At 73.8% G+C, this 22,648-nt stretch carries 20 protein-coding genes; 10 read left to right on the plus strand and 10 right to left on the minus strand.

What is annotated here, in order from left to right:
* The first annotated feature begins 17 nt into the window (after positions 1 to 17).
* From HGB44_RS16140 to HGB44_RS16150, 3 genes are all read left to right on the plus strand, one after another.
* On the plus strand, positions 18 to 314 hold the full coding sequence (locus HGB44_RS16140) for a hypothetical protein (RefSeq protein WP_061078598.1): 297 nt from the start codon (positions 18 to 20) through the stop codon (positions 312 to 314).
* Between the two features lie 322 nt (positions 315 to 636).
* The gene (locus HGB44_RS32845) at positions 637 to 906 is read left to right on the plus strand and encodes an STAS domain-containing protein (protein ID WP_061078599.1); all 270 of its coding nucleotides are present in this window, start codon (positions 637 to 639) and stop codon (positions 904 to 906) included.
* Entirely contained in the window at positions 893 to 1,957 is a 1,065-nt protein-coding gene (locus HGB44_RS16150) for a fatty acid desaturase family protein (RefSeq protein ID WP_061078600.1), read from the plus strand. The genes HGB44_RS32845 and HGB44_RS16150 overlap by 14 nt, the downstream gene beginning before the upstream one ends.
* A 254-nt stretch (positions 1,958 to 2,211) precedes the next feature.
* Here the strand turns inward: HGB44_RS16150 and HGB44_RS16155 are convergent, their stop codons facing one another.
* Positions 2,212 to 3,831, minus strand: coding sequence for a carbohydrate-binding protein (locus tag HGB44_RS16155; protein ID WP_061078601.1), 1,620 nt, complete (start codon positions 3,829 to 3,831; stop codon positions 2,212 to 2,214).
* Positions 3,832 to 4,053: 222 nt separating this feature from the next.
* Here HGB44_RS16155 and HGB44_RS16160 point away from each other — a divergent pair, with 222 nt between their 5' ends.
* Positions 4,054 to 4,260 (plus strand): hypothetical protein, encoded by a 207-nt coding sequence (locus tag HGB44_RS16160; protein WP_168444033.1) that lies wholly within the window; start codon positions 4,054 to 4,056, stop codon positions 4,258 to 4,260.
* A 337-nt stretch (positions 4,261 to 4,597) separates the two neighbouring features.
* Here the strand turns inward: HGB44_RS16160 and HGB44_RS16165 are convergent, their stop codons facing one another.
* The 3 genes from HGB44_RS16165 to HGB44_RS16175 are packed head-to-tail and all read right to left on the minus strand — an operon-like array spanning position 4,598 to position 7,411.
* Entirely contained in the window at positions 4,598 to 5,362 is a 765-nt protein-coding gene (locus HGB44_RS16165; RefSeq protein WP_061078602.1) for a cupin domain-containing protein, read from the minus strand.
* The gene (locus HGB44_RS16170; protein ID WP_061078603.1) at positions 5,359 to 6,279 is read right to left on the minus strand and encodes a DUF6807 domain-containing protein; all 921 of its coding nucleotides are present in this window, start codon (positions 6,277 to 6,279) and stop codon (positions 5,359 to 5,361) included. The genes HGB44_RS16165 and HGB44_RS16170 overlap by 4 nt, the downstream gene beginning before the upstream one ends.
* Positions 6,272 to 7,411, minus strand: coding sequence for a Gfo/Idh/MocA family protein (locus HGB44_RS16175; RefSeq protein ID WP_061078604.1), 1,140 nt, complete (start codon positions 7,409 to 7,411; stop codon positions 6,272 to 6,274). The genes HGB44_RS16170 and HGB44_RS16175 overlap by 8 nt, the downstream gene beginning before the upstream one ends.
* Before the next feature lie 140 nt (positions 7,412 to 7,551).
* Between HGB44_RS16175 and HGB44_RS16180 the strand changes: the two genes are divergently transcribed.
* From HGB44_RS16180 to HGB44_RS16190, 3 genes are all read left to right on the plus strand, one after another.
* Positions 7,552 to 8,568, plus strand: coding sequence for a LacI family DNA-binding transcriptional regulator (locus HGB44_RS16180; RefSeq protein ID WP_061078605.1), 1,017 nt, complete (start codon positions 7,552 to 7,554; stop codon positions 8,566 to 8,568).
* A gap of 609 nt (positions 8,569 to 9,177) precedes the next feature.
* Positions 9,178 to 10,824 carry an amidohydrolase gene (locus tag HGB44_RS16185; protein WP_061078606.1) on the plus strand — a complete coding sequence of 549 codons (1,647 nt, stop codon included), beginning with the start codon at positions 9,178 to 9,180 and terminating at the stop codon, positions 10,822 to 10,824.
* Between the two features lie 178 nt (positions 10,825 to 11,002).
* Positions 11,003 to 12,337 carry an MFS transporter gene (locus HGB44_RS16190; protein WP_061078607.1) on the plus strand — a complete coding sequence of 445 codons (1,335 nt, stop codon included), beginning with the start codon at positions 11,003 to 11,005 and terminating at the stop codon, positions 12,335 to 12,337.
* A 315-nt stretch (positions 12,338 to 12,652) separates the two neighbouring features.
* On the opposite strand, the gene HGB44_RS16195 is transcribed toward HGB44_RS16190, so the two are convergent.
* The gene (locus tag HGB44_RS16195; RefSeq protein WP_061078608.1) at positions 12,653 to 13,954 is read right to left on the minus strand and encodes a M20 family metallo-hydrolase; all 1,302 of its coding nucleotides are present in this window, start codon (positions 13,952 to 13,954) and stop codon (positions 12,653 to 12,655) included.
* A gap of 204 nt (positions 13,955 to 14,158) precedes the next feature.
* Here HGB44_RS16195 and HGB44_RS16200 point away from each other — a divergent pair, with 204 nt between their 5' ends.
* Positions 14,159 to 15,325 carry a helix-turn-helix domain-containing protein gene (locus HGB44_RS16200; protein ID WP_061078609.1) on the plus strand — a complete coding sequence of 389 codons (1,167 nt, stop codon included), beginning with the start codon at positions 14,159 to 14,161 and terminating at the stop codon, positions 15,323 to 15,325.
* 131 nt (positions 15,326 to 15,456) lie between these two features.
* On the opposite strand, the gene HGB44_RS16205 is transcribed toward HGB44_RS16200, so the two are convergent.
* Positions 15,457 to 15,684 carry a hypothetical protein gene (locus HGB44_RS16205; RefSeq protein ID WP_017566480.1) on the minus strand — a complete coding sequence of 76 codons (228 nt, stop codon included), beginning with the start codon at positions 15,682 to 15,684 and terminating at the stop codon, positions 15,457 to 15,459.
* A 300-nt stretch (positions 15,685 to 15,984) separates the two neighbouring features.
* A complete protein-coding gene (locus tag HGB44_RS16210; RefSeq protein WP_061078610.1) occupies positions 15,985 to 16,494 on the minus strand; it encodes a TspO/MBR family protein in 510 nt (169 codons plus the stop codon).
* A 159-nt stretch (positions 16,495 to 16,653) separates the two neighbouring features.
* On the opposite strand from HGB44_RS16210, the gene HGB44_RS16215 reads away from it, so the two are divergent.
* Positions 16,654 to 17,433, plus strand: a complete 780-nt coding sequence (locus HGB44_RS16215) for an alpha/beta hydrolase (protein WP_061078611.1) — start codon at positions 16,654 to 16,656, stop codon at positions 17,431 to 17,433.
* 69 nt (positions 17,434 to 17,502) lie between these two features.
* Here HGB44_RS16215 and HGB44_RS16220 read toward each other — a convergent pair whose 3' ends face one another.
* The 3 genes from HGB44_RS16220 to HGB44_RS16230 form a co-directional block, all read right to left on the minus strand.
* Positions 17,503 to 17,973: a hypothetical protein gene (locus HGB44_RS16220; RefSeq protein ID WP_061078612.1), complete on the minus strand. Its 471-nt coding sequence runs from the start codon at positions 17,971 to 17,973 to the stop codon at positions 17,503 to 17,505.
* 244 nt (positions 17,974 to 18,217) lie between these two features.
* Positions 18,218 to 19,078, minus strand: coding sequence for an alpha/beta hydrolase (locus HGB44_RS16225; RefSeq protein WP_061078613.1), 861 nt, complete (start codon positions 19,076 to 19,078; stop codon positions 18,218 to 18,220).
* A gap of 163 nt (positions 19,079 to 19,241) precedes the next feature.
* Positions 19,242 to 21,524: a glycoside hydrolase family 3 C-terminal domain-containing protein gene (locus tag HGB44_RS16230; RefSeq protein WP_061078614.1), complete on the minus strand. Its 2,283-nt coding sequence runs from the start codon at positions 21,522 to 21,524 to the stop codon at positions 19,242 to 19,244.
* A 100-nt stretch (positions 21,525 to 21,624) separates the two neighbouring features.
* Here HGB44_RS16230 and HGB44_RS16235 point away from each other — a divergent pair, with 100 nt between their 5' ends.
* Complete coding sequence (locus HGB44_RS16235; RefSeq protein WP_210751737.1) at positions 21,625 to 22,446, plus strand: TetR family transcriptional regulator; 822 nt, start codon at positions 21,625 to 21,627, stop codon at positions 22,444 to 22,446.
* Positions 22,447 to 22,648: the final 202 nt, after the last annotated feature.

Consider the following 22,648-nt stretch of genomic DNA (forward strand, 5'->3'; position numbering starts at 1 on the left):
GCGGGCACCACACGGACATGCCCGAACGCACCGAGGACGGGCGCTATGTCGTGGTCTCCGGCCGCCGTTGGCGCGCGAGCGACCCGCGGCTGCCGGAACCGGTACGCGAGCGCCTGGTGAAACACCTGATGTCCGCGCGCAGGGACGTGGCCGCCGCGCTGCGCGCCGGGGACCGGGACGCCGAGGGGCGTGCGCGCGCACGCGTGGCCCTGGCCAAGGAAGGCCTGGGCGAGCGCGGTACGCCCTGGTGGGACCTGCCTGAGGCTGATCGCCGCCACCGCTGGGAGGACGCGCTGCGCCGCCTCGGCTCCTGAGGGACGGCACCGAGGACACACGGCGTGGGCCGTGGACGGCTCGGGCGCCCCCGTCGCGTCAGGGAGGGGCGAGGGGCGCGCGTGTAGTCTGACAACCGAACGGGGATGGTGCTCCGTTCGGAGAGAGTCCGGCCCGCCGGGCCGGGGGTGCGCCGACGCGCGTTCCGGCCGTGCGGGACCCGGGCCGCCCCGATCCCGGTACGGGCCGGGGACCCGTGCCCTCTTCCGCGCACCCGTGACGCGCCCATCGCGCGCACGTCTCTTCGTCCGGAGCGGCCCGAGCACGGCCCGTCCGCCCCGGGGATGGTGGAGCACTCCACTCATGGCTCCTTGCACGCTCCGTCCGCCCTCCGCCGCCGACACCCCCGCCCCGGTTTCCGTCGTCGTCGACCCGACCGGTGTGACCTTCTTCGGCTCTGCGGGTATATCCCTCCTGGTCGGGGCCCGTATCCGGGCCCGAACGCCGGGCGTGGACCCGCGGCTGGCGTCCCCGCCGGTCCGGGTCCGCAGGCTCCTGGGACCCGCCGGGACGCAGGACCTCCCGCCGGTGCACGCGACAACGGAGGAGGCCCTGGTTGATGACCGAAGGTGACCAGACGGATTCCGCCAACGCCACACGAACGCGGCAGCGGAGGGGAAGCGACTTCGCCGTCCTCTCCCGGACCGTGGACGAGTCCGGACTGCTGAGGAGGAGACCGGGCCACTACGCGCTGCGGATCACCGTCACACTGTCCCTGCTCGCCGCGACCTGGACGGCCTTCGTGCTGATCGGGCCCTCCTGGTGGCAGATGGTGACGGCCGCGGTGCTCGCGGTGCTCTTCACCCAGACGGCCTTCATCGGGCACGACGCCGGGCACCAGCAGATCTCCGCCAGTCAGCGGGTCAACCGCCTGATCGGACGGATACACGGAAACCTGCTGGTGGGACTGGGGTTCGGCTGGTGGGTCGGCAAGCACGACCGCCACCACGCCCACCCCAACCACGAGGGGAGGGACCCCGACATCGCCGGGGCCGCCCTGGCCTTCAGCCGGGAGCAGGCCCTGCTGCGCAGACGGGGCCCGGCCCGGTGGCTGGCCCGCAGCCAGGCGTGGCTGTTCTTCCCGATGCTGCTCCTGGAGGCCTTCCACCTGCACGTCGCCTCGGTGCGCGAGCTGGCCGGGGACACGCTGCCGGTGCGGACCCGCGTCCTGGAGGGCGTGCTGTTGGCGCTCCACCTGGGCGGCTACCTCACGATCGTCCTGCTCACGCTCACCCCGCTCCAGGCGCTGTGCTTCGTCCTGGTGCACCAGGGCCTGTTCGGCCTGTACATGGGGTGCTCCTTCGCGCCCAACCACAAGGGCATGCCCGTCCTGGAGGAGGGGACCAAGACGGGTTTCCTGCGCCGCCAGGTCCTGACCTCGCGCAATATCCGAGGCGGGCCGCTGACCGACCTGGTCCTGGGCGGACTGAACTACCAGATCGAGCACCACCTGTTCCCGTCGATGCCCAGGCCCAACCTGCGCCGCGCGCAGCCGCTGGTCCGGGCCGCGTGCGAGCGGTACGGGCTGGCCTACCACGAGACGGGCCTGCTGCGCTCCTACGCCGAGGTGCTGCGGCACCTGCACAGGGTGGGGGGACCGCTGCGCCCGGAGCTGGAGTACTGAACACCCTTCCCGCGGAGCCTCAAGACGGGGAGCGACCCGGTGCGCGTGCGGGCCCGCGTGTCCGCGCACGCCCCGTGGGACGCTCGGTGCCCTCCCGCGCACGCGAAGGCCCCGGCCAGCGGACTTCCTCGCTGGCCGGGGCCTCCTGTTCACGGGTGCGGGTGCGGGTGCGGATCCGGGGACCGAACCGGGGCGGGCGCCTCGGTCGCGTCAGCGCACCCGTCCCGCGGTGCCGCTTCCGGCGCGGGCGCCGGTCACGGCGTGACCCGCTGGCCCCCGAAGGTCACGACCAGGGTGCCGTCGGCGGAGTAGGACCAGTCCAGGCCGCCGTCGTAGGAGGAGCACCGCGACCCGTTCGAGCCGGACCAGAACTGGTTCGAGCTGTCGGCGCTGCCGATGATCCGGTCGTTGGACCCGCTGTCGCACGAGGTGTTGTCCCGGAACACCGAGGAGCCTCCGTCGAAGTTGAAGTTGCGCTCCTCGTTGCCGATGCTGACGTTGTCCGAGACCGTCATCGAGCCGGTGTTCCTGTTGTAGGTGAACCCGTGCTTGCCGTTGTCGTAGGCGATGTTGCCCGTGATGACGTGGTCGACCCCGATGTCCTCGCCGCCGAGCTTGAAGCCGTTGCGGTCGCCGTTCCCGGCCTGGGAGCCGTCGCTGAGGACGCCGTTCTCGTAGGCCAGGGAGTCCTCGACGGTCACGGCGCCGATGGGGCCGGTCTCGCTCTTGGTGTAGAGGTCCCAGCCGTCGTCGATGTTGTTGTGGGCCACGGCGTAGCGGAAGACGTTGCCGGGACCGGAGGTCAGCTTGGCGGCGAAGCCGTCGGCGTCCTCGCCGTCGGAGTCGGCGTTGTCGTGCGACTCCGCGCTCAGGATGAGGTTGTGGGAGGGCCACTCGCTCTCGGGGGTGCTGGAGACGCGGCGCGAGAGCTGGAGGCCCGTGTCGCGGTTGAAGCGGGTCACCGTGCCCTCGATGACGTTGTGGCTGCCGCTGACGAAGATGCCGTTGTCCCCGGCGTGCTCGACGACGATGCCCTCGATGTGCCAGTAGGACGCCTCCAGCGCCAGGCCGCGGTTGGCGGAGTCCTCGCTCTGGGCGGAGAAGTTCAGCACCGGGGTCTCACCCGGGTAGGCGGACAGCTCCGTGCGGTCGCCCGCGGTGCCGTCGCTGCCCTGCGGGATGGTGACCGTGTCCGTGAGCCCGTAGGTCCCGCCGCGCATGTGGATCGTCCCGCCGGGCTCGATCCGGTCGATGGCCGAGGTCAGCGTGGTGGGGTCGGACTCGGTGCCGTCCGCGCCCGCGCTGCCGTCCGGAGCCACGTACAGGGCGGAGGCCGTCGGCGGGTTGTCGTCACCGCCGCCGTCGTCGCCACCGCCGTCATCGCCGCCACCGTCGTCACCGCCGCCGCTCACCTCCACGTCGAGGTAGTCGACGTTGGGCATGCCCTGGGAGCCGGTCGGGTCGAACCGGATCGTGTTGTCGCCCTCCTCCAGTTGCACGGTGAGCGTCTTGGTCGCCCACTCGTCCCAGTCGCCGGTGCCCTCGAAGGAGACCGACGCCGCCCGGGAGCCGTTCACGAGGACGTCGGCGGGGCGGGCGGAGGAGGTGCCGTTGGCGAAGTGCACGGTCAGCGTGGCCGTTCCCGAGGCGGAGGCGTCCACGCTGAACTGCACGTGGGCGCCCTCCTCGTTCTCGGTGTCGCAGAACCCGTCGCCGGAGTAGCCCGGCCACTCGGTCTCGATGCTGCCGTTGCAGGAGGCGGAGGGACCCTCGGCCTCGTAGCGGGTGGTGGCGGCGTGCGCCGCGGTGCCGGAAAGCGTGACGAGCGTGCCTGCCAGCAGGACGGCGCACGCGAGGGCGGGTCTCGTTTTCATCGTTCGTCTCCAGGGGGGTTGGTGCGTCTGACCAGTGGGACGGTGAACGGCAAGGGACGGTCCGGAAGGGGGATGGGGACCGGGGCGGGCTGGGGGCGGGGACTCGGCGGGTGCGGGCCGGTGCGGCGCGGCCGACCGTGCGGCGGCGGTGCCGCGGGAGGCAGCCGTGCCGACGAAACAGTGGCAACCGCATACGGAAAGCGCTTTCAACGGAGAAGTTAAGTGTTCGTTCCCAACACGTCAACGGTCTTGTTCTCCGCGCGGGTTCGTGTTAAGGGCGCGGCGTTCTTCCTGTTCGGGGCGGTGTCCGTTTTTTCGGAACTGCTCCGCGCCGAGCTTGGTCACGCTCGGGTGCGGCGGCGGTGCTGTGTGTTCGTGGTGCCGGGGCCTTTGTTTGTGCGTCCGGTGGGAGACGAGGTGCGCAAGTGAAGAACGGTATTTCGGTTGTGTTCGGGCGGTGCACTTCGCGAGAGCGCTGACCTGGTCGAACGGTGCGTCCGGAGATGCGGGACCAGGTGGTACGGAAAGCCCTTACCAAGCAGCCGGTGAACGCTGGCGCCGTGCGACGCCAGGAGGCGGACAGGGGCTTGGGGTGCCCGGGGGCCTTCCGGGTGTCGAGGGTGCCCGGGCCTCCGGGACGGGCAGCGTCCCGTTCCGGGCCTCCGGGGTCTTCTGGGGGCCCGGGACCTGCGAGACGCCCCGGGTCTCCGGGGCCTCCTGGGCCCTCTGGTGTTCGGACCTGAGAGATGCCCCGGGTCCGCGGAACCTAGGGGCCCTCCGGGGTCCCCGCGCCCTCGCCGGGGTCGGGGGCGTCCGCGACCCGCCACGTGCGCAGGCGTCCGCACATCCCGAACGCCCGGGGCCCCGGTTTCGGCTCGGTGCGCACCACCGCGGCCTCCCGCATGATCCCCGGATCGCCCCCGGCCAGCGCCGCGAGCTGGTCCCGGGTCCGCTCCACCTCCCGTTCCACGCCCTCGCGCCAGATCTCCCGCCACTCCTCCACGCGCGGCCGCACCACCTCCGCCGCGAGCCGGTGGAACTCCTCCAGCGCCCCCGCGCCCTCCTCCCGGACCGACGCGACCAGCTCCAGGTAGCCCCGCATGGCCAGGTCGCGCCGGGCCCGCGCCCGCTCCGCGCGCACCTCCTCCGGCCCCTCCGCGGGCAGGGCCGCCGCGGCGGCGTAGGCCCCGTGGTCGGCCAGCACCTCGCGCGGGAAGGTGAACACCGCGTCGCCCGCCTCGGGCAGGCCCGCGTTCTGCATGACCACGGTGATCTCCAGTCCGCCGGAGTTCACCAGCCGGTGCACCGTGCCCGGGGCGAACCACAGCACGGCGCCGGCCGCGAGCGGGTCGGCCGCCACGCCCTCCGGGGTGACCGTGTGCACCTCGCCCTCGCCCGCGACCACCACATAGGCCTCCGACGACGCGGTGTGGACGTGGGGCGTGCCGCCGTGCAGGCCGTCGGGCGCCTCCCAGTCGTAGACCCGCAGGCCGCTGACGGCGGTGCCGCCGGGGAAGCGGGGCGTGCTCATGGCGTGTCCTCCCCCGGCGCGTACTCCCGCGCGAGCGCACCGGCCTCGTCCGCGGCGCACACCCGGTCGACGAACACCAGGCGGTGGCGCAGGTGCAGCGTGCGGTCCGGGTCCAAGACGATCTCCTCGTCGAAGGACGGGGAGGGGCTGAACACGGGGAAGGGCTCGGTCCGCACGAACCACCTGATCGGGACGGAGGCGCTCGTGGTCCCGGCGTAGGCCAGGACGGTCGCGCCGCCGTCGATCTCGTCGTGCTGGCCGCTGAAGGCGATCCAGTTCGCCTCCGTGCCCATGACGTCGGCGCCGGTGAGGCCGGTCGCGCTGACCACGTCGCCGCCGGTCCACGACCGGGGGCCGCGCCAGAAGAGCCCGGTGTAGCCCGCGGCGGCGCGTCCGTGGGTGGTGGGGCTGCCCAGTTCGAGCGCCTCCCCGCGCACGTTGGTCAGCGAGGTCGCGAAGTCCAGGGCCCAGATCCCCCGTTCGCGGTCCACCGAGTGGAACCGGTGGGTGCGCACCTCGGCGATCCACCGCTCGCCGCCCGAACTCGTCCAGGCCAGGCGCTCGGTGACCGAGACGCCGTCCCCGTCCCGGGCGACGGAGGTGAACCCCTCGTGGCTGATGCCGCCGTTGTTGCCCAGCCACTGGTAGCCGTCGCCGCGGACGAAGGTCGGCCCTCCCCAGAAGTTCTGCCCCGAGACGTGGGACCAGGTCATCTGCAGGCCCTTGTGCCACCGGTGGTCCCACGGCCGGAACGCGGTCAGCGGCGCGCCGCTGAGGGTGCGCAGGGGGTGCAGGTAGGGCTTGGGCGACTCGGTGGCGAGGGAGTCGGGACGCAGCACGTAGCGCGCGATCTCGACTCCTCCCACCGCCACCGTGAGCGCGTCGCCGCCTTCGGTCAGCGTGGGGATCTCAGACACCTGTGCTCGCCTCCGTCCGGGTGAGGACGGCCGCGGCGGTGTCCGCGTCGCCCCCGTGCATCGCGTGGTAGAAGCCGTCGTCGGGGGTCAGGTCCCGCCGACGCGCCGTCGTGCCGGTCAGGGCCGACCGGTACATCCCCGCGACGAGTTCGAGCGCGCGCCGCCCGTCGCGGCCGCTGGCGCGGGGCCGCTCCCCGCGTTCCATCGCGTCGAGCAGCGCGGAGAGCTGGGCCCGGTGCGAACTCGGCTCGTCCTCCACCGGCGGCCAGGACGCGACCGCGTCGGCGTCGCGCACGTGCGGCGCCGGGGTCCAGCGCCAGTGCGCGTTGTCGTAGCCGTAGAGGTGTTCCAGCTCGACCGTGGCGTGCTCGAAGTCGAAGCGCAGGTAGCTGGTCTCGCGGGGGGAGAGCAGGCTGTTGGCCACGGAGACGGTCGCGCCCGACTCCAGGCGCACGATCGCCATCGACACGTCCTCGGTCTCGGTGGACCGCGCGGTCGTGGACATCACGGCCGTGACCTCGGACCAGTCGCCGAGCAGGGAGAGCATGAGGTCCATCTGGTGGATGCCGTGGCCCATGCTCGGCCCGCCGCCCTCGGTCGCCCAGCGGCCGCGCCAGGGGACCTCGAAGTAGCCCGGGGCGCGGAACCACAGGGTGTTGCACACGCCGACGAGCGGGCGGCCGAGCGTGCCCTCGGCGAGGTGGCGGCGCAGGCGCTCGGCGCCGGAGCCGAACCGGTGCTGGAACACGTAGCTGGCGAAGGGGCCGTGTCCGCTCCCCTCGTGGGCGCTGACCTCGTCGTACTCGGCGAGGGAGAGCGCGGGCGGCTTCTCGCACCACACCCAGGACCCGGCGTCCAGGCCCGCGATCACCGTGTCCTTGTGCGCGACGGGCGGTGTGCACACGATCACGAGGTCGGGGGACTCCGCGCGCAGCAGGGCGTCGAGGTCGGTGTAGCGGCCGGGTACGCCCCACTCGTCGGCGGTCGCGGCCACGAGGGACGCGTCGAGGTCGGCCAACGCGACCACGTCGACCCTGCCGCCCAGGGCGGTGAGCGCGGGCAGGTGCCTGCCCCGGGCGATGCCGCCGCTTCCGACGACGGCTACGCGAATCGGTGAACTGGGACTCGGCACTGGCACACCCCTCGGATCACGAACCCATGGTGAACGTTCACTTTCTGCGGCCGGGTCTAAAATAGTGATCGTTCACATCCGCGGTCAAGACCGATCCCGCCGACGGACGCCGCCGACGGGCCCCGCCGAAGGAGGAGCCGATGGCCGAGCCCGAACCGCCGAGGCGTCGACCGACCATCATGGAGGTCGCCCGCCTGGCGGGCGTCTCCCACCAGACCGTCTCGCGCTACCTGCGCTTCGAGGGCGGGCTCAGGGAGGAGACCCGCGAACGCGTCGACGCCGCGGTCCGGGAGCTCAACTACCGCCCCAACCTCGTGGCCCGGTCGATGCGCACGCGCCGGACCGGGCGCCTGGCGATCCTCCTGCCCGGCGTGCCCGCCGCCAGCCCGAGCCGCCTGCTCGCGGGGGCCATCGCGACCGCCCACGCGGAGGGCTTCGTCGTCGAGGCGGTGAGCATGGACGGCGGGGTCGGGGCCCGGACCGAGCGCGTGCTCGAACTCGCCGACTCGGGCCAGGTGGAGGGCATCCTCTCCCTGGCCCCCGTCGCCCCCGACAGCCTCCGGGGAGCGGGCGAGGGCGCCTCCGTGGTCGTCTCCGCCGACTACGACGACGAGATGCGCGGCCTGGGCGAGATCGCCGACGGGTCGATCGTCGCCGACCTCGTCGAGGGGCTGGCCAAGGCCGGGCACCGGCGCTTCCTGCACGTGTCCGGCCCCCTCCAGTACGCCTCGGCGCGGGGGCGCAGGCAGACCTACCTGGAGACGGTCGAACGCCTGGGGCTGGAGTCCCACTGCGTGGTCGACGGCGACTGGTCGGCCGGATCCGGCGTCGAGGCCGTGCGCTCCCTGCCCGAGGACAGCGGGGTCAGCGCCGTCATCGCGGGCAACGACGTGGTCGCGGCCGGCGTGGTCCGCGGGGCGATGGAGCGCGGGTGGAGCGTGCCGGGCGACCTGAGCGTGACGGGGTGGGACAACAACCCGGTGGGCGCCTACCTCTCGCCCTCGCTCACGACGGTCGACGTGGACCTCGAACGGCTGGGCGGCAGCGCCATGCGCCGCCTGGTCGCGGCCGTGCGGGGCACCGTGGCGGAGGACGAAAGCGAGCCGCTCAACACGATCCTGTGGCGCGAGTCCACCGGCCCGGGTCCCTGGCGCTGACGTCGGACCCCGGCCGGGCGCCCGCCCGCCGGACGAGGGCCGTCCGGTGACCGGCCGCTCGTCCGCCGCGGCCGCGCCCCGTCACGCCCGGGTCCGGGGATGACGCGCGGGCGCCGGGTCCGGGCGCCCGCCCTCCGCCCCGCGTGCGACTGTGCGATGTGACACCGCGCAGGTAACGGCGTATGACGTGCGTGTTTCGGAAGTGTCGCGCACCGGGCTGTCGTTGTGCACATGCCTATCGCCGCGTGCCCAATCCGCTGCGAATCGCCATTGTTCGCCAGCTCACAGTTGCTGCAACCTGGAGTGAAATCCCAGGTGGGAACGGCGTGGACCGTGCGGCACCATCGGGGGTGGGACCGCGTGCGCCCTCCACGGCGCGGGCGGGTCCGCGCCCGCCGCCGAACGCCCGCGCGGTACGTCCGGAGAGTCCGCACGGCACGTCGGGTTCGCGCGGCGGGTCCGGTACGCCCGGCCCGTCCGGCGGATCCGGCACGCCGCTCCGCCCGGCCCGCCCGTCCGGCAGGTCCGCAGGGTCCGGCCGCGCGCTCCGCCTGGCCCCGACCGCCGCAGCCGTCCCAACCGTTCCACCCCACGGAGAACGCCTCCAGCATGCTCGACCTCAAACTGACCAACGCCCGTATCCGCACGGTCGACGACGACCGGCCCCTCGCCACGGTGCTCGGCATCGCCGCCGGGCGCGTCCTCGGCCTGGACGAGGAGGTCGCCGACCTGCCCGCGCGCAGAACGGTCGACTGCGGCGGAGCCGTGGTCGTCCCCGGCTTCGGGGACGCGCACAACCACATGGCGTGGTTCGGCCAGTCGCTCGCCGAGCTGGAGCTGGAGACGGTGTCCACCCTGGACGCCCTCTACGACGCGGTCGCCCGCGCGGCCGCGACGCTGCCCGAGGACACGTGGATCGTCGGCTCCGGCTACGACGACGCCCTGCTCGGCGCCCACCCCGACCGCCACGGCCTCGACCGGGCCGGGGGCGGCCGCCCCGTGTGGCTCAAGCACCGCTCCGGCCACATGTGCACCGTCAGCAGCGCGGTCCTGGGCCAGGCCGGGATCGACACCGCCGTGTCCGACACCGCCGCGGCCGACCCGGACGGGGGAGTGATCGTCCGCGACGGCGCGGGAGCCCCCACCGGCCTGCTCCAGGAGCGCGCGCAGGAACTGGTGACCGCGCTGGTCATGCCCTACCCGGTGGCCGAGCTCGCCGACGCGCTCGCGCGCGCCTCCCGGGTCTACGCCTCCGAGGGCCTCACCCACGTCGTCGAGGCGGGCATCGGGCGCGGGCTGATCGGCCGCACCCCCGTGGAGGCCGCCGCCTACCAGCTCGCCCGCGACCGCGGCGAGCTGCTTCCCCGGGTCGAGCTCATGGTCGCCGCCGACAACATGCACCCGCTGGGCGGGCACGCCGACGACGGCATCGACACCGGCATCGACCTGGGGCTGCGCACCGGCTTCGGCGACGACCGGCTGCGCCTGGGGCCGATGAAGATCTGGCTCGACGGATCCCTCATCGGCCGCACCGCCGCGGTCACCGAACCGCTGTGCGGGCACGGCCACGGCGTGTACCAGAACTCCCCGGAGGAGATGCGCGCGCTGGTCGTCGCCGCCCACCGGGCGGGGTGGCGCGTGGCCGCGCACGCCATCGGCGACGACGCCGTCGACGTCGCCCTGGAGGCGTTCGCCGAGGCGCAGCGCGCGCTGCCGCGCCCCGACGTGCGCCACCGCATCGAGCACGCGGGCGTGGTGCGCCCGGACCAGCTGCCCCGCATCGCCGAGGCGGGCCTGGTCCCCGTGCCCCAGCCCCGGTTCCTGTACGCCCTGGGCGACGGCATGGCCGCCGCCGTGGGCCCCGAGCGCGTGCCCTGGCTCTACCGGCACCGGTCCTTCCTCGACCACGGGCTGCGCGTTCCGGGCAGCTCGGACCGGCCGGTCGCCCCGGGTGCGCCGCTCCTGGGCATGGAGTCGATGGTGGAGCGCGCGACCGCCTCGGGAACCGTCCTGGCCGCCGACGAGCGTGTCAGCGCCGAGCAGGCCCTGCGGGCCTACACCATGGACGCGGCCTGGGCCAGCCACGACGAGCACCGCAGGGGCAGCCTGACCCCCGGAAAGCTCGCCGACCTGGTGGTCCTGGACCGGGACCCCGTGGACACCGCCGAGGAGGGCATCGGCACGATCCGCGTCCTGGCGACCCTCGTCGGCGGTGAGTGCGTGCACGGCGCGGAGAACCTCGACGGTCTGGCCTGACCAGGTCCGGCGGGCCCGACACGGCCCGGACCGACCTGGTCCGTCCTGACCCGGCCCGGCCCGGACCGTCCCGACTCGTGTCCGACGGGCGGAGCCGGACGAACGTCCGCCCGGCTCCGCCCCATCCCCTGAACACCGCGCCGCCGCCGGCGCGGACAGCGAATAGGAGAAACCAAGGATGAGTGACCTCGACCCAGAGGCGACCGAGGAGCGCCCGGCCCGGGGCGGGCCGGAGGTGAGCGGTCGCGACGCGGGCCGGATCGCCTTCGCGGCCTTCGTCGGCACCGCCCTGGAGTGGTACGACTACTTCCTCTTCGGCACGGCCGCCGCGCTCGTGTTCAACCGGCTGTACTTCACGACGCTAGACGCCACGGCCGCCACCCTGGCCGCGTTCGCCACCTTCGGCGTCGGCTTCGTCGCGCGTCCGCTGGGCGCGGTGCTGTTCGGCTGGATGGGCGACCGGATCGGACGGCGACCCGCGCTGCTGATCACCGTGGTCTCCATCGGTGTGGCCACCGGCCTCATCGGCCTGCTGCCCGACTTCGCCTCGATCGGCATCGCCGCTCCGCTGCTGCTGGCCCTGCTCCGGCTCGTGCAGGGCGTCGCGGTCGGCGGCGAGTGGGGCGGCGCGGTGACCATCGCCGTCGAGCACGCCCCGCCGGAGAAGCGCGGGCGCTACGCCGCGCTGCCGCAGATCGGGTCGCCCGTGGGCACCCTGCTCTCCTCGGGCGCCTTCTCGCTGGTCCTGCTCCTGCCCGCCGAGCAGTTCGACTCCTGGGGCTGGCGCCTGCCGTTCCTGGCGGCGTTCCCGCTGCTGCTGATCGCGGTCTACATCCGCCAGAAGGTGGAGGAGTCGCCGGTCTTCGAGGAGATGGAGAAGCAGGAGGCGCGCTCCAAGGTCCCCGCGATCGACGTGTTCCGCCACGCGTGGGGCAGGCTCCTCATCGCGATCGCCTCCGCCATGCTGGGCGTCGGCGGCTTCTACGTCATGACGACGTTCGCCATCAGCTACGGCACCGACACCCTCGGACTGTCGCGCGGCCTCATGGTCAACGCCACCCTGGTCGCCGCGGTGGTGCAGATCGCCGTGATCGTCTACTTCGGGCGCCTGGCCGAGAAGCTCGGCCCCGGTCGCGTCACCATGTGGGGCGGTATCGCCACGGCGGTGATGGCCTTCCCGGTGTTCTGGCTGATCGACACGACCTCGCCGGTGCTGGTGGTGCTGGCGGTGGCCGCGGGCGTGGGCTTCCTGTCCATCGCCTACGCCGTCTCCGGCGCGCTGCTCACCGAGCTGTTCCCGGCGAACCTGCGCTACAGCGGCGTCGCGCTGGCCTACAACCTGGCCGGCGCCCTGAGCGGCTTCCTGCCGTTCATCGCGACGGCCCTGCTGGAGAGCGCGGACGGCCGGTCCTGGGTGGCCTCGGCGCTGTTCCTGGGCATCGCCCTGGTCACGGCGGTCGGCGGCTTCTACGGCGAGCGCCTGCGCGTGCGCGACGACGTGGTGGTGCGCTGACCTCGGGGAGGAGAACGCGACGGGCGGTGACCGGGGATTTCCCGGTCACCGCCCGTCCGCTGTCGCGCCCTTGGACGCACCGAGGGGACCGTCCCGGCGCGTCCGCCCGCAGGTGCCGAGTCCGGACTGTCCGAAACCGTGACTGGTGCGACGCGAGGGTTCTGACCTGCGATGATCTTGTGCTCATAGCCGATGTCGACGCTCGAAGCTCGCCATGAGTACAAGAAGCGTCACGGCGCGCGGGGCCCGGTCACCGTACGAGGGCGTGACCGGATCGCACCCCGCTGGCGGACACCACGGGGCGGAGCGGTGCGCTCACGCGCGCCCGGGGGTGTAGGACCCGTCGGCGGCCAGCTCGCCCGCGCCGAGCCGCCGGACCACGTCGGTGAGCACCGCCAGGCCCGCGACCAGGTCGGAGTCCTCGGTGTACTCGCCCTCGTTGTGGGACACGCCCCCGACCGAGGGCACGAAGAGCATGACCGTGGGCACGCGCTCCTTCATGTTGATCGAGTCGTGCCCGGCCACGGTCATGACCTCGCCGCTGCTCAGGCCCAGGCTCCGGGCGCTGGCGCGGGCCAGGGCCACGCCCTCGGGCTGGTAGGGGTTGACGCCCCAGGAGTGGGAGAGGGTCTGCTCGACGGTGACGGAGGCCGCCGCCTCGATGCGGGCGACCTGCTCCTGGAGCAGCCGGTCGGCCTCGGCGAGCACCTCCTCGTCGTGCGAGCGCAGGTCGAGCAGCAGCTCGGCGCGCGAGGGCACCACCACCGGCGAGTTCGGGTAGACGTCGAGCTGGCCCACGGCCGTGTGCAGGACGCCGGGGAACCGGTCGGCCAGCTCGCGCGCGGCGACGACCAGCATGGAGGCTCCCACGAGCGCGTCCCTGCGGTCGGCCATCACGGTCGCACCCGAGTGCGCCTGCTCCCCGTGGACGGTGACCGCGTACTTGCGCGCGGCCCAGCTGGCGCTGACCAGGCCGATCGTGGTGGAGGACTCCTCCAGGACGCGTCCCTGCTCGACGTGGATCTCGGCGCAGAAGGCGGCCTCGGGGCCGTCGCCCTCCCCGAGGAAGCCCGTCGGGGCCAGGGCCTCGGCCACCGTCACCCCGTCCGCGTCGCGCGCGGCCAGCGCCGTCTCCAGCGGGAGCGAACCGGTGTAGACGGCGCTGCCCATCATGGAGGGCGTGAAGCGCGAGCCCTCCTCGTTGAACCAGTTCACGACCGCGAGGTTGTACACGGGCGCGGGGGCTCCGGCGGCGGCGTCCTGTTCGGCGATCCGGAAGACGGCGTGGGCGGCGGCCAGCACGCCGTAGGCCCCGTCGTAGCGCCCCGCCGTGGGCTGGGAGTCCATGTGCGAGCCGACGACCACGTAGGGGGCGCCCGGCACCCGCTCCAGCAGGCCGAACTGGTTGCCGACGCGGTCGTAGACCACCCGCAGCCCCCGCTCGGCCAGGAGCCCCTCCAACCACCGCCGCTGGGCGATGTCGGGCCCGGTGGCGGCCTGCCGGTCGACGCCCCCCGACGGCGTGGCGCCGAAGGCGCTCATGGCCCGGAAGTCCTCCAGGAAGCGGGTGTCGGCGGACGACGCGTCCTGCGACGGGCCCTGTTCGTGTGCGGTCATGGCGGTGTTCCTCTCGGAGAACGTCGGGTAGCGGGGGCCGGGCGTGGGCCACGTCCATCCTCGCCACGCGCCCCGCGCCGCTCAATCGTCATCCACACAAGATTCCCCCGGGGTGCTGTGCATGTGCACATAGACTCGGTGCCGCACGTCGCGCGCCGGACACCGGACACCGGACGCCGCCGAGAGGCACGAAGGGAGGCGGCCGTGACGGACCCCGCGGAGCAGGCCCCGCCCGCCGACGAGCCCCGTTCCTGGGCGGGCATGGTCGAACTGCTCGCCGAGGACCGGGAGAACCTCGTCGAGGACTTCCTCCAGCGCCTGGCGGCCCTGGGCAACTACACCGACGGCATGGTCCCCGACTCCGACCTGCGCCAGAGCGCGACGGAGACCTTCGACATGCTCACCCGGCGGATCGCCGGGCTGCCCCTGCCGGACCACCTGCGCGGCCTCTCCACCCGCCTGGGCGTGCGCCGGGCCCGCCAGGGCGTGGCGCGCGAGCACCTGCTGGAGGCGGTCCGGCTCGACTTCCGCGTGCTCTGGGCGGGCCTGGTGCGCGCGGGCGGGCCCGGTTCCTCGCAGATCCTCGTGCTGCACGCCGAGGAGATCCTGACCACGGTCGAGCAGTACATCAGCGACGTGCAGGCCGCCTTCCTGGAGGAGCGGGCCGCCCTGGAACGCGACTCCCGGGCCGCGGCGGCCCAGGCGTTCTCCCGGCTGCTCAACTCCGGGAGCCGGGCCGCCGCCGTGGCGTCCGAGGTGGCGGGCACCCTGGGGCTCCCCGAGCACGGCACCTTCGACGTGGCCTTCGTCGTGTCGCCCCCGGAGCGGGAGCGGCGGCCCGCGGCCCGCGTCCGCGAACGCGGCGGGGGCCTGGCGTGGGAGTTCGACGACGGCGTCGCCCTGGTGCGCGAGACCGGGCGCACGCCGTGGCCGGACCTGCCCCCGGGGGCCTCGGGAGGCCTGGTCGCGCGGGTGCGGGGGCTGGCCGCGGTCCCCGCCTCCGTCGAGGCGGCCCGCGTCCTGTCCGGCTACGCCGACACCGGCGGCGGGTTCGTCCGGGAGGAGGACGTCTGGTCCGCCATCGCCCACGACCAGCTGCGCGGCCTGATCCCCGGTTTCGGACGCGACCGGGTGGAGCGCTTCGAGCGGCTCGACGGGGACAGCCGGGCACGGCTGCTGGAGACGCTCGCCCACTACGCCGCCACGGGGTCGGTCAAGGCCACCGCCGAGGCCCTGTACTGCCACCGCAACACGGTGGTCAACCGGCTCCAGGCGTTCCGCGAGACCACGGGCCTGGACCTGACCGTTCCGGCCGAGGCCGCCCAGGCCCTGGTGCTGTTCTCGGGCCGCGGCGGCGCCGGGCGCGGGTGAGGCCCCCGGGGTCGCCGGGGGCCGCTGAGGACCCCGCGCACGGCACGGGCGGCCCGGGATGTGCTCCCGGGCCGCCCGTGGTGACCTCCGTGCGCTGAGGGGTTCTTCGAGGAAGGCGGGTGGGGACGCCGTCAGTTCACGCGCACCGCCGTGAAGACCTCGGCCTTGTCTCCGTCCTCGTCCACCGTTCGGCCGGTGGAGGCGAAGTCGAAGGAGGCGTCCTCACGCTTGAAACGGTAGCTCTTCTTCGGTGAGGCCACCTTGGTGAAGGTCCCGTCGAGGTCGCGGATGCCGACGAAGTCGACGGTGTCGGGGACGACCAGCTTGATGCGCTTCATGCTCGGCTGGGTGATCCGCATGCTTCCTCTTTCTTGCTCGGTACTCCTCCTGTGTGACGGCAGCACTCTCCGTCTGGTGCTCAGGTCATTCCCCATAACGGAACGATAAAAATCAGGACAGCGATTTTCATGTGCTCCGTGTCGCTCCGACGGCGTGCGCCGAACCGGGGTGAACGTGACGAAAGGAGTGTGTGAACTGCGGGAACGTCCTGTCGCGGTCGGGCTGGGGTCAGGTCCCGAGTCGGGCAATCTACCCAGGGCCACAAAGGGGTTTCTTTTCCGACCGAAAACCGTCCCGTGGTTGCGGCGGCGCGTCCGCCCTCAGCCCCCCGCGTTGAGCCACCAGACGGAGAGGTTGAGCGCGGTCGCGAACGCCGTCCAGGCCCAGTAGGGCACCAGCAGGGCCGCCGCCCACCGGGACCGCCGGGCGAACAGCACGATGGTCGCCGTCAGCGCCGCCACCAGCAGGAGGATGTCGACCAGGGCCACCCCCCGCAGGCCGGCGGCGAAGAACAGCGGCGTCCACGCCGCGTTCAGCGCGAGCTGCACGAAGTAGAGCGACAGTTCCACGCGGGCGCCGCGCCAGCCGCGGCGGCGCCAGACCAGCCACCCCGACACGGCGATCATGGCGTACAGCGTCGTCCACACCGGGCCGAACACCCAGGAGGGCGGGGCCCACGAGGGCTGGCGCAGGGCGGCGTACTCCGCGGCGGTGCTGGCGCTGGAGAGCGCCCCGACGAGCGCGGCGGCGGTGACGGCGGCGGCGAACCCCGCCAGGCCCAGCAGGGACGCGCGGGTGGACGGGGTGTGCGAGGCGCTTGCGGCGGTCATGGCTTCTCCCCGTGGTCGGCGGTCGGCGCCCGGTCGCTGCGGGTGCCCGGTCCGCGTCGGAACCCCGCCGGTGTCGGCGCCTGCGCGGAAGCGGTCCGCGGCCGTGTGCCTGTACCGCTACCTCCGATCTTTCCTCAGTAAACAAGTATCTTGGAAAGCGTGAAGAAAAAGAACCGTGAACGCGGCCGCGCCACGAAGGCGCTGGGGATCACCGCGCTCGCCCTGGCGCTCCTGCTCGTCCTCGCGGCCGGCGGCTTCGCCGTCTGGGCGCTCAACCCCTACCAGGCGCAGCCGCGGGCGCTGTGGGAGGCGGTCGCCACCCCGGGCGTGGAGGTGGCCGCGTCCGACGACGCCGTGGTCGTCACCTCCACCCACGCCCCGCCCGAGGCCGGGGTCGTCTTCTACCCGGGCGCGCGCGTGGCACCCGAGGCCTACGCCGCGCCCTGGGCGCTGATCGCCGCCGACAGCGCCGTACGGGTGGTCATCCCGCGGATGCCGCTGAACTTCGCGGTGTTCGACACCGACCGCGCCGATCGCGCCATCGCCGACCACGGCGACGGAGTCGACGCGTGGTACGTGGGCGGGCACTCGCTGGGCGGCGCCATGGCAGCCTCCCACCTCGGCGGGCGCACGGACGACACGGTCGTCGGGCTGGTCCTGTGGGGCTCCTACGCCACGGAGGGCGCGGGCCTGGCCGAACGCGAGGACCTCGCGGTCATCTCGGTCTCGGGCGGCCGCGACGGCCTGTCCGACCCGGCGACGGTCGAGGAGAACCGCGCGAACCTGCCGCCCGGGGCGCACACGCACCGGATCCAGGGGATGAACCACGCCCAGTTCGGCGCCTACGGGCCCCAGGAGGGAGACCTCCCCGCCGACATCGGCGACGCCGAGGCCCACCGCCGCCTCGCCGCGGTGACGGCCGACTTCCTGGACGGGTAGGGCCCGCACGTGCCAGGAGCCCGTACCGCCTCGGCGGTACGGGCTCCTGGCACGAGGGGGACGCGCGCCTCACGCGGCCGCGGAGCGGGAACCGCGTACCAGCACCACGGCGGCCAACAAGGCGTCCTCCGCCTCCTCCAGCGCGGCCCGGACATGCTGCCCGTCGGGGGCGGAGTGCACGGCGATGAGCGCGTGCGCCGCGCACATCGCCGCCTCCGCCGCCGCACCCGGCCGCGAGGGGGCCGGGTCGGTCGCCCACTGCCAGTCGCTGACGGTCCGCTCCATCCTGCGGTACAGCAGGGCCTGGCCCACATCCCGGTCCTGTACCGCGTGGGCCCACGCGTTGGGTTCGCCCTCGGCGGGACGCACCGGGCTCGGACCGGCCTGGATCTCCGCCGCGGCGATCAGGCTCTGCGCCAGCGCGGGCACGTCCTCCTCGCTCGCGCCACCGCTGCGGTGCTGGGGATCGAACACGGGAGGGAGACCCAGAGCGGTCAGCGCGCGCACGATCGGTCCGGGGTCGCCGATACCCTGCGTCATCTCAACCTCCGGCTGTCTGCTTTGGCACATCCCCAGCCCTCTACCCAGTCATCCGCTACTTCCCGAACGCATTCCCCGCGTTTTTGTCGAAAAACTCCGGCGGGTACTACGGAGGTGCAACGACCCGGACTCGGGCCGGGTTCCTGCGGACGCCGTGCGCTTCGGTTCCGGCGCCACCACCGGCTCCGGACACGGCGTCGGCGCGGGCGGGCCCGCGGGGGCTGAGCCGGTGAGCGGGGGCGGCTCAGCCGGTGAGGAAGTCGCCCAGGGCCGCGGCCAGCTCCTCGGGGGCCTCCTCGGCGACGTGGTGGCCCGAGTCGATGCCGTGGCCGCGGACGTCGTCCGCCCAGGTCCGCCAGACACGCAGCGGATCGCCGTACAGCTCCTCCAGGTCGTCCCGCAGCGACCACAGGACCAGCGCGGGGCACCGGACGCGCACCCCGGCGGCGCGGTCGGCCTCCTCGTGCGCCCTGTCGACGGTCAGACCGGCGCGGTAGTCCTCCAGCATCGCCCGCACCACCTCGGGGTCGCGCACCGCCCGCCTCCACTCCTCGTGGTTCTCCCGCCCCATGCTCACGGGGTCACCGGTGTACCAGCGGTCGGGATCGGCGTTGATCACGCGCTCGGGTACCTCCGGCTGGGCGAAGAAGAACCAGTGCCACCACCGCGCGGCGAACTCGGGCGTGATCCGCGACAGGTGCTCGCTGATGGGCAGGCAGTCGATGAGCGCCACCCGGGAGACCAGGTCGGGGTGGTCCAGGACCAACCGCAGGGCCACGTAGCTGCCCCGGTCGTGGCCGACGAGCGCGAACCGGTCGTGGCCCAGCAGGCGCATCACCGCCACCATGTCGGCGGCGACCGCGCGTTTGGAGTGGCTGGTGTGGTCCGGTGAGGGCGCGGGGCCGCGCGAGCGCCCGTAGCCCCGAAGGTCGGCGCAGACCACGGTGAAGCCCCGCTCGACCAGGAGGGGCGCGACGCGGTGCCAGGTCGCCGAGGTGCGGGGGTGACCGTGCAGCAGCAGTACGGCCGGGCCCCGGCCGCCGTGGCGCACGAAGACGGTCGCGTCGCCGAGCGGGACGGACCGGGAGGCGAAACCCTCGAACATCGCCCCAGTATCCCCGCCGCCGCCCCGCAGGTACAGGGCCCTGGAACAGGGGAGGGGAGGAGGGGGAGCGGAACCGCGCGGCCGCGCGGAGACGGATCGCGGGACCCGCCGCCCGGCCGGATCCGCGCCCGGCCGGGCCGTCGCGAGTGCCCCGACCGGCCGCTCAGTCCCCGGCGTTGACCTTCGCGACGAGCGCTTCGAGGTCGTCCAGCCCCACCGGGCCGAAGCTCGCCAGGCGGCGGATCGGGATCGAGGCCATCATGCGCACCATGTCCATTCCCATGGCGTTGGCGGAGCCGTCGGCCGCCACCGGCGGCGTGAAGGCCTCCGCGAGGAGGGCCGCGGCCCCGGGGTCGGCCATCACCTCGCCCAGCGTGGAGTCGAGCGTCACCGGCAGGCGCGGCGCGTCGCCCTCGACGGCGATCGTCGCCGAGGCCCGCAGGTCGCGGCTCGAAGCGCCCGCCGACACCACGTACTCGCCGCCCTCGACCACCCAGCGGTCGGCCCGCACCTCCCAGTACGCCAGGTCCTCGCGCGGCAGCAGGACGCTGACGCGCTCGCTCCGCCCGGGTTCCAGGGTCACGCCCGTGAAGCCCTTCAGTTCACGCGGGGCCCGCGACACGGCCGAGTCGGGCTTGGCGACGTAGAACTGCACGACCTCGCGCCCGGCCCGGTCCCCGGTGTTGGTGACGGTCAGGTGCGCCGTGACGCCGGTGCCGTCCTGCTCCAGTTCGAGGTCGGAGTAGGCGAAGCTCGTGTACGACAGGCCGTGCCCGAAGGGGAAGGCCACCTCCATGTCGCGGGCGTCGTACCAGCGGTAGCCCACGTACAGGCCCTCGCCGTAGAGCACCGCGGAGTTCTCCCCGGGGAAGTTCAGGTACGCGGGGGTGTCCTGCAACCGGACCGGCACCGTCTCGCCGAGCCGCCCGGACGGGTTGACCCGGCCGAACAGCACGTCGGCGATCGCGCCGCCGCCCGCCTGTCCCAGAAGGGCCCCGTCCAGGATCGCGGGGGCCAGCCCGGCGACCGGGGCGAGCCGCAGCACACCGCCGTGGGAGAGCACGACGACCGTCCGGGGCTGCGCCCGCACGACGGCCGCGAGCAGGTCGAGCTGTTCGGCGGGGAGTTCGATGTGCTCCCGGTCGAAGCCCTCGGACTCCTGGTGTTCGGCCAGACCCAGGAAGACCACGGCGGTGTCCGCTGCGGCCGCGGCGGACACCGCCTCCTCGCGAAGGCCCGTAGCGTCGCCCGGCTCCGCGCCGCCCGGTGCCTCGGTGGTGTACCCGGGGGCGAAGGTGACCGTGCCGGAACCGGCCAGGGCGCGGATCTCCTCCAGCGGGACGTCCACGCGCGTGGGGTTCACGTGGGAGCTGCCGCCGCCCTGGTAACGCGGGTTCTGGGCGAAACCGCCGATCACCGCGACGGACCCGTCCGGTGCGAGCGGCAGGAGCGCGCCTTCGTTCCTGAGCAGGACGACGCACCGCGCCGCCACCTCGCGGGCGAGGGCGTGGTGGGCCTCGACGTCGTGCGCGCCGACCTCAGGGGTTCGCGCGGAGTCCGCCGCGCGGTCCTGGCGGGAGGCGCGCGCCTTGGCGGCCAGGGCGGCCACGCGGGAGGCGGCCGTGTCCACGTCCTCCGCCGCGCAGGCCCCGCCCTCCACGGCCGCGACGAGCCGCGCGTCGCTCGCGCCGCCGTCACCGGGCATCTCCAGGTCCAGCCCGGCGGCGACCGCCGCGGGCCGGTCCTGCACCGCGCCCCAGTCGCTCACGACCACGCCGTCGAAGCCCCACTCCTGGCGCAGCACCGTGGTGAGCAGCCAGTGGTCCTCCGAGGCGTAGACGCCGTTGATGCGGTTGTAGGAGCACATCACGGTCCACGGGGCGGACGTGCGCACGACCTTCTGGAAGGCGCGCAGGTAGATCTCGCGCAGCGTGCGCGGATCGATGTTGGAGCTGGAGCGCATCCGGTCGTGCTCGGCGTTGTTGGCGGCGAAGTGCTTGAGCGAGGCGCCCACGCCGGTGCTCTGGAGGCCGCTCACCCAGGCGCCGCCCAGGACGCCGGTGAGGAGGGGGTCCTCGGAGAAGTACTCGAAGTTGCGCCCGCCGCGCGGGTCGCGCTTGATGTTGATCCCCGGGCCCAGGAGCACGTCGACGCCCAGCGCCCCGGCCTCGGCGCCCAGGGCCGCGCCCACCCGCCCGACCAGGTCGGGGTCCCAGCTCTGTGACAGGCCGACGGCGGGCGGGAAACAGGTCGCGGGCAGGCTCTCGGACAGGCCGAGGTGGTCGGTGGCGCCGGCCTGCCGGCGCACGCCGTGCGGACCGTCGGTGAGCACGAGCGAGGGGACCTCCCCCACGGCCTTGGTCGTCCAGAAGTCGGCGCCGCTGCTCAGCGAGGCCTTCTCCGCCAGTGAGAGTCCGCTCAGGCCGGGGGCCGGGTCATGGGTCATGGGTGCTCGCTCCTGTCCAGAGGAAACGGAGGGCGGTGGCGCGTCCGTGCGAAAACAGTACGTCATGCGGTTTTCGCGCGGCAAGTGTTAGAGTCACGCCATGGCACGACGAGGTTCCTACGCGAAGGGCGTGGCCAAGCGCGGGGAGATCCTCGACGCGGCGCTCACCGTCATCGGACGCGACGGGTACAGCCGCGCGACGGTGCGCGAGATCGCCGACGCGGTCGGACTCAGCCAGAACGGCCTGCTGCACCACTTCGGGAGCAAGGAACGGCTCTTCGTGGAGGTCCTGCGCCACCGCGACGAGCTCGACGTGCTGGTCTACGGGGAGGGTGCGCGGCGGCGCCCCGGCGCCGTCGGCCAAGGCGCTGACGCCGCCGACCGGCTCCCTGACGGCCAACGCCCCGACGACCAGCGCCCCGATGCCGTCGGCCAGGACTCCGGCGCCGCCGACGGGCCTCCCGGAGCCGTCGGCGGGCGTTCCGAGGCCGCTGACGGGCCTCCCGGGGCCACCGACGGGCCTCCCGAGGCCGCTGACGGGCGCCCCGACATCGGGGAGTCGCTGGTCCGGCTGGTCCGGCACAACGCCGAGGTGCCCGGCCTCGTGCAGCTGTACTCGCGCCTGTCCACGGAGGCCGCCGAGGAGGGGCACCCCGCCCGCGACTTCTTCCGGGAGCGCTACGCCAGGGGCCGCGAGGCCATCGCGGAGGAGATCCGGCGCCTCCAGGGCGAGGGGGAGCTTCCGGCCGGGCAGGACGCCGACCGCCTGGCGGTCCTGGGCCTGGCCCTCATGGACGGCCTGCAGGTGCAGTGGTCCTACGACTCGGGCGTCGACATGGCCGACCACATGGCCTACTTCCTCGGCCTCGTCGGCCTGCGGCCCGCCGTGCCGAACCCGTCGGGGGAGGGGTCCGGCCCCTGAGGCCCCGACCGCGGCGCGGCCTCAGAGGGGCGCGCCGCCCATGTCGTACCCGCCCTCCCCGGTCCGGGGGAACCTCGGCGTCCTCGGTCCGGACGCTCCAGCGCGCGTCGGACAGGGCCCCGCGCAGCCGGGTGGGCGCACCCAGGTGGTGCCGCAGCTGGCACAGGAGCGGTGCGACGCCGCAGGTGTGGCGGGGAAGCCT

Origin of the sequence: Nocardiopsis alborubida, from assembly GCF_012396365.1 — a bacterium.
GTDB lineage: Bacteria > Actinomycetota > Actinomycetes > Streptosporangiales > Streptosporangiaceae > Nocardiopsis > Nocardiopsis alborubida.

What these genes read in the sequence shown, in the direction of transcription:
- HGB44_RS16235 (WP_210751737.1), top strand. Translation starts at nt 21,625, where the DNA reads ATGGCACGACGAGGTTCCTACGCGAAGGGCGTGGCCAAGCGCGGGGAG.
- HGB44_RS16205 (WP_017566480.1), bottom strand. Translation starts at nt 15,684, where the DNA reads ATGCGGATCACCCAGCCGAGCATGAAGCGCATCAAGCTGGTCGTCCCC.
- HGB44_RS16210 (WP_061078610.1), bottom strand. Translation starts at nt 16,494, where the DNA reads ATGACCGCCGCAAGCGCCTCGCACACCCCGTCCACCCGCGCGTCCCTG.
- HGB44_RS16225 (WP_061078613.1), bottom strand. Translation starts at nt 19,078, where the DNA reads ATGTTCGAGGGTTTCGCCTCCCGGTCCGTCCCGCTCGGCGACGCGACC.
- HGB44_RS16230 (WP_061078614.1), bottom strand. Translation starts at nt 21,524, where the DNA reads ATGACCCATGACCCGGCCCCCGGCCTGAGCGGACTCTCACTGGCGGAG.
- HGB44_RS16155 (WP_061078601.1), bottom strand. Translation starts at nt 3,831, where the DNA reads ATGAAAACGAGACCCGCCCTCGCGTGCGCCGTCCTGCTGGCAGGCACG.
- HGB44_RS16140 (WP_061078598.1), top strand. Translation starts at nt 18, where the DNA reads ATGCCCGAACGCACCGAGGACGGGCGCTATGTCGTGGTCTCCGGCCGC.
- HGB44_RS16165 (WP_061078602.1), bottom strand. Translation starts at nt 5,362, where the DNA reads ATGAGCACGCCCCGCTTCCCCGGCGGCACCGCCGTCAGCGGCCTGCGG.
- HGB44_RS16190 (WP_061078607.1), top strand. Translation starts at nt 11,003, where the DNA reads ATGAGTGACCTCGACCCAGAGGCGACCGAGGAGCGCCCGGCCCGGGGC.
- HGB44_RS16185 (WP_061078606.1), top strand. Translation starts at nt 9,178, where the DNA reads ATGCTCGACCTCAAACTGACCAACGCCCGTATCCGCACGGTCGACGAC.
- HGB44_RS16220 (WP_061078612.1), bottom strand. Translation starts at nt 17,973, where the DNA reads ATGACGCAGGGTATCGGCGACCCCGGACCGATCGTGCGCGCGCTGACC.
- HGB44_RS16150 (WP_061078600.1), top strand. Translation starts at nt 893, where the DNA reads ATGACCGAAGGTGACCAGACGGATTCCGCCAACGCCACACGAACGCGG.
- HGB44_RS16195 (WP_061078608.1), bottom strand. Translation starts at nt 13,954, where the DNA reads ATGACCGCACACGAACAGGGCCCGTCGCAGGACGCGTCGTCCGCCGAC.
- HGB44_RS16180 (WP_061078605.1), top strand. Translation starts at nt 7,552, where the DNA reads ATGGCCGAGCCCGAACCGCCGAGGCGTCGACCGACCATCATGGAGGTC.
- HGB44_RS32845 (WP_061078599.1), top strand. Translation starts at nt 637, where the DNA reads ATGGCTCCTTGCACGCTCCGTCCGCCCTCCGCCGCCGACACCCCCGCC.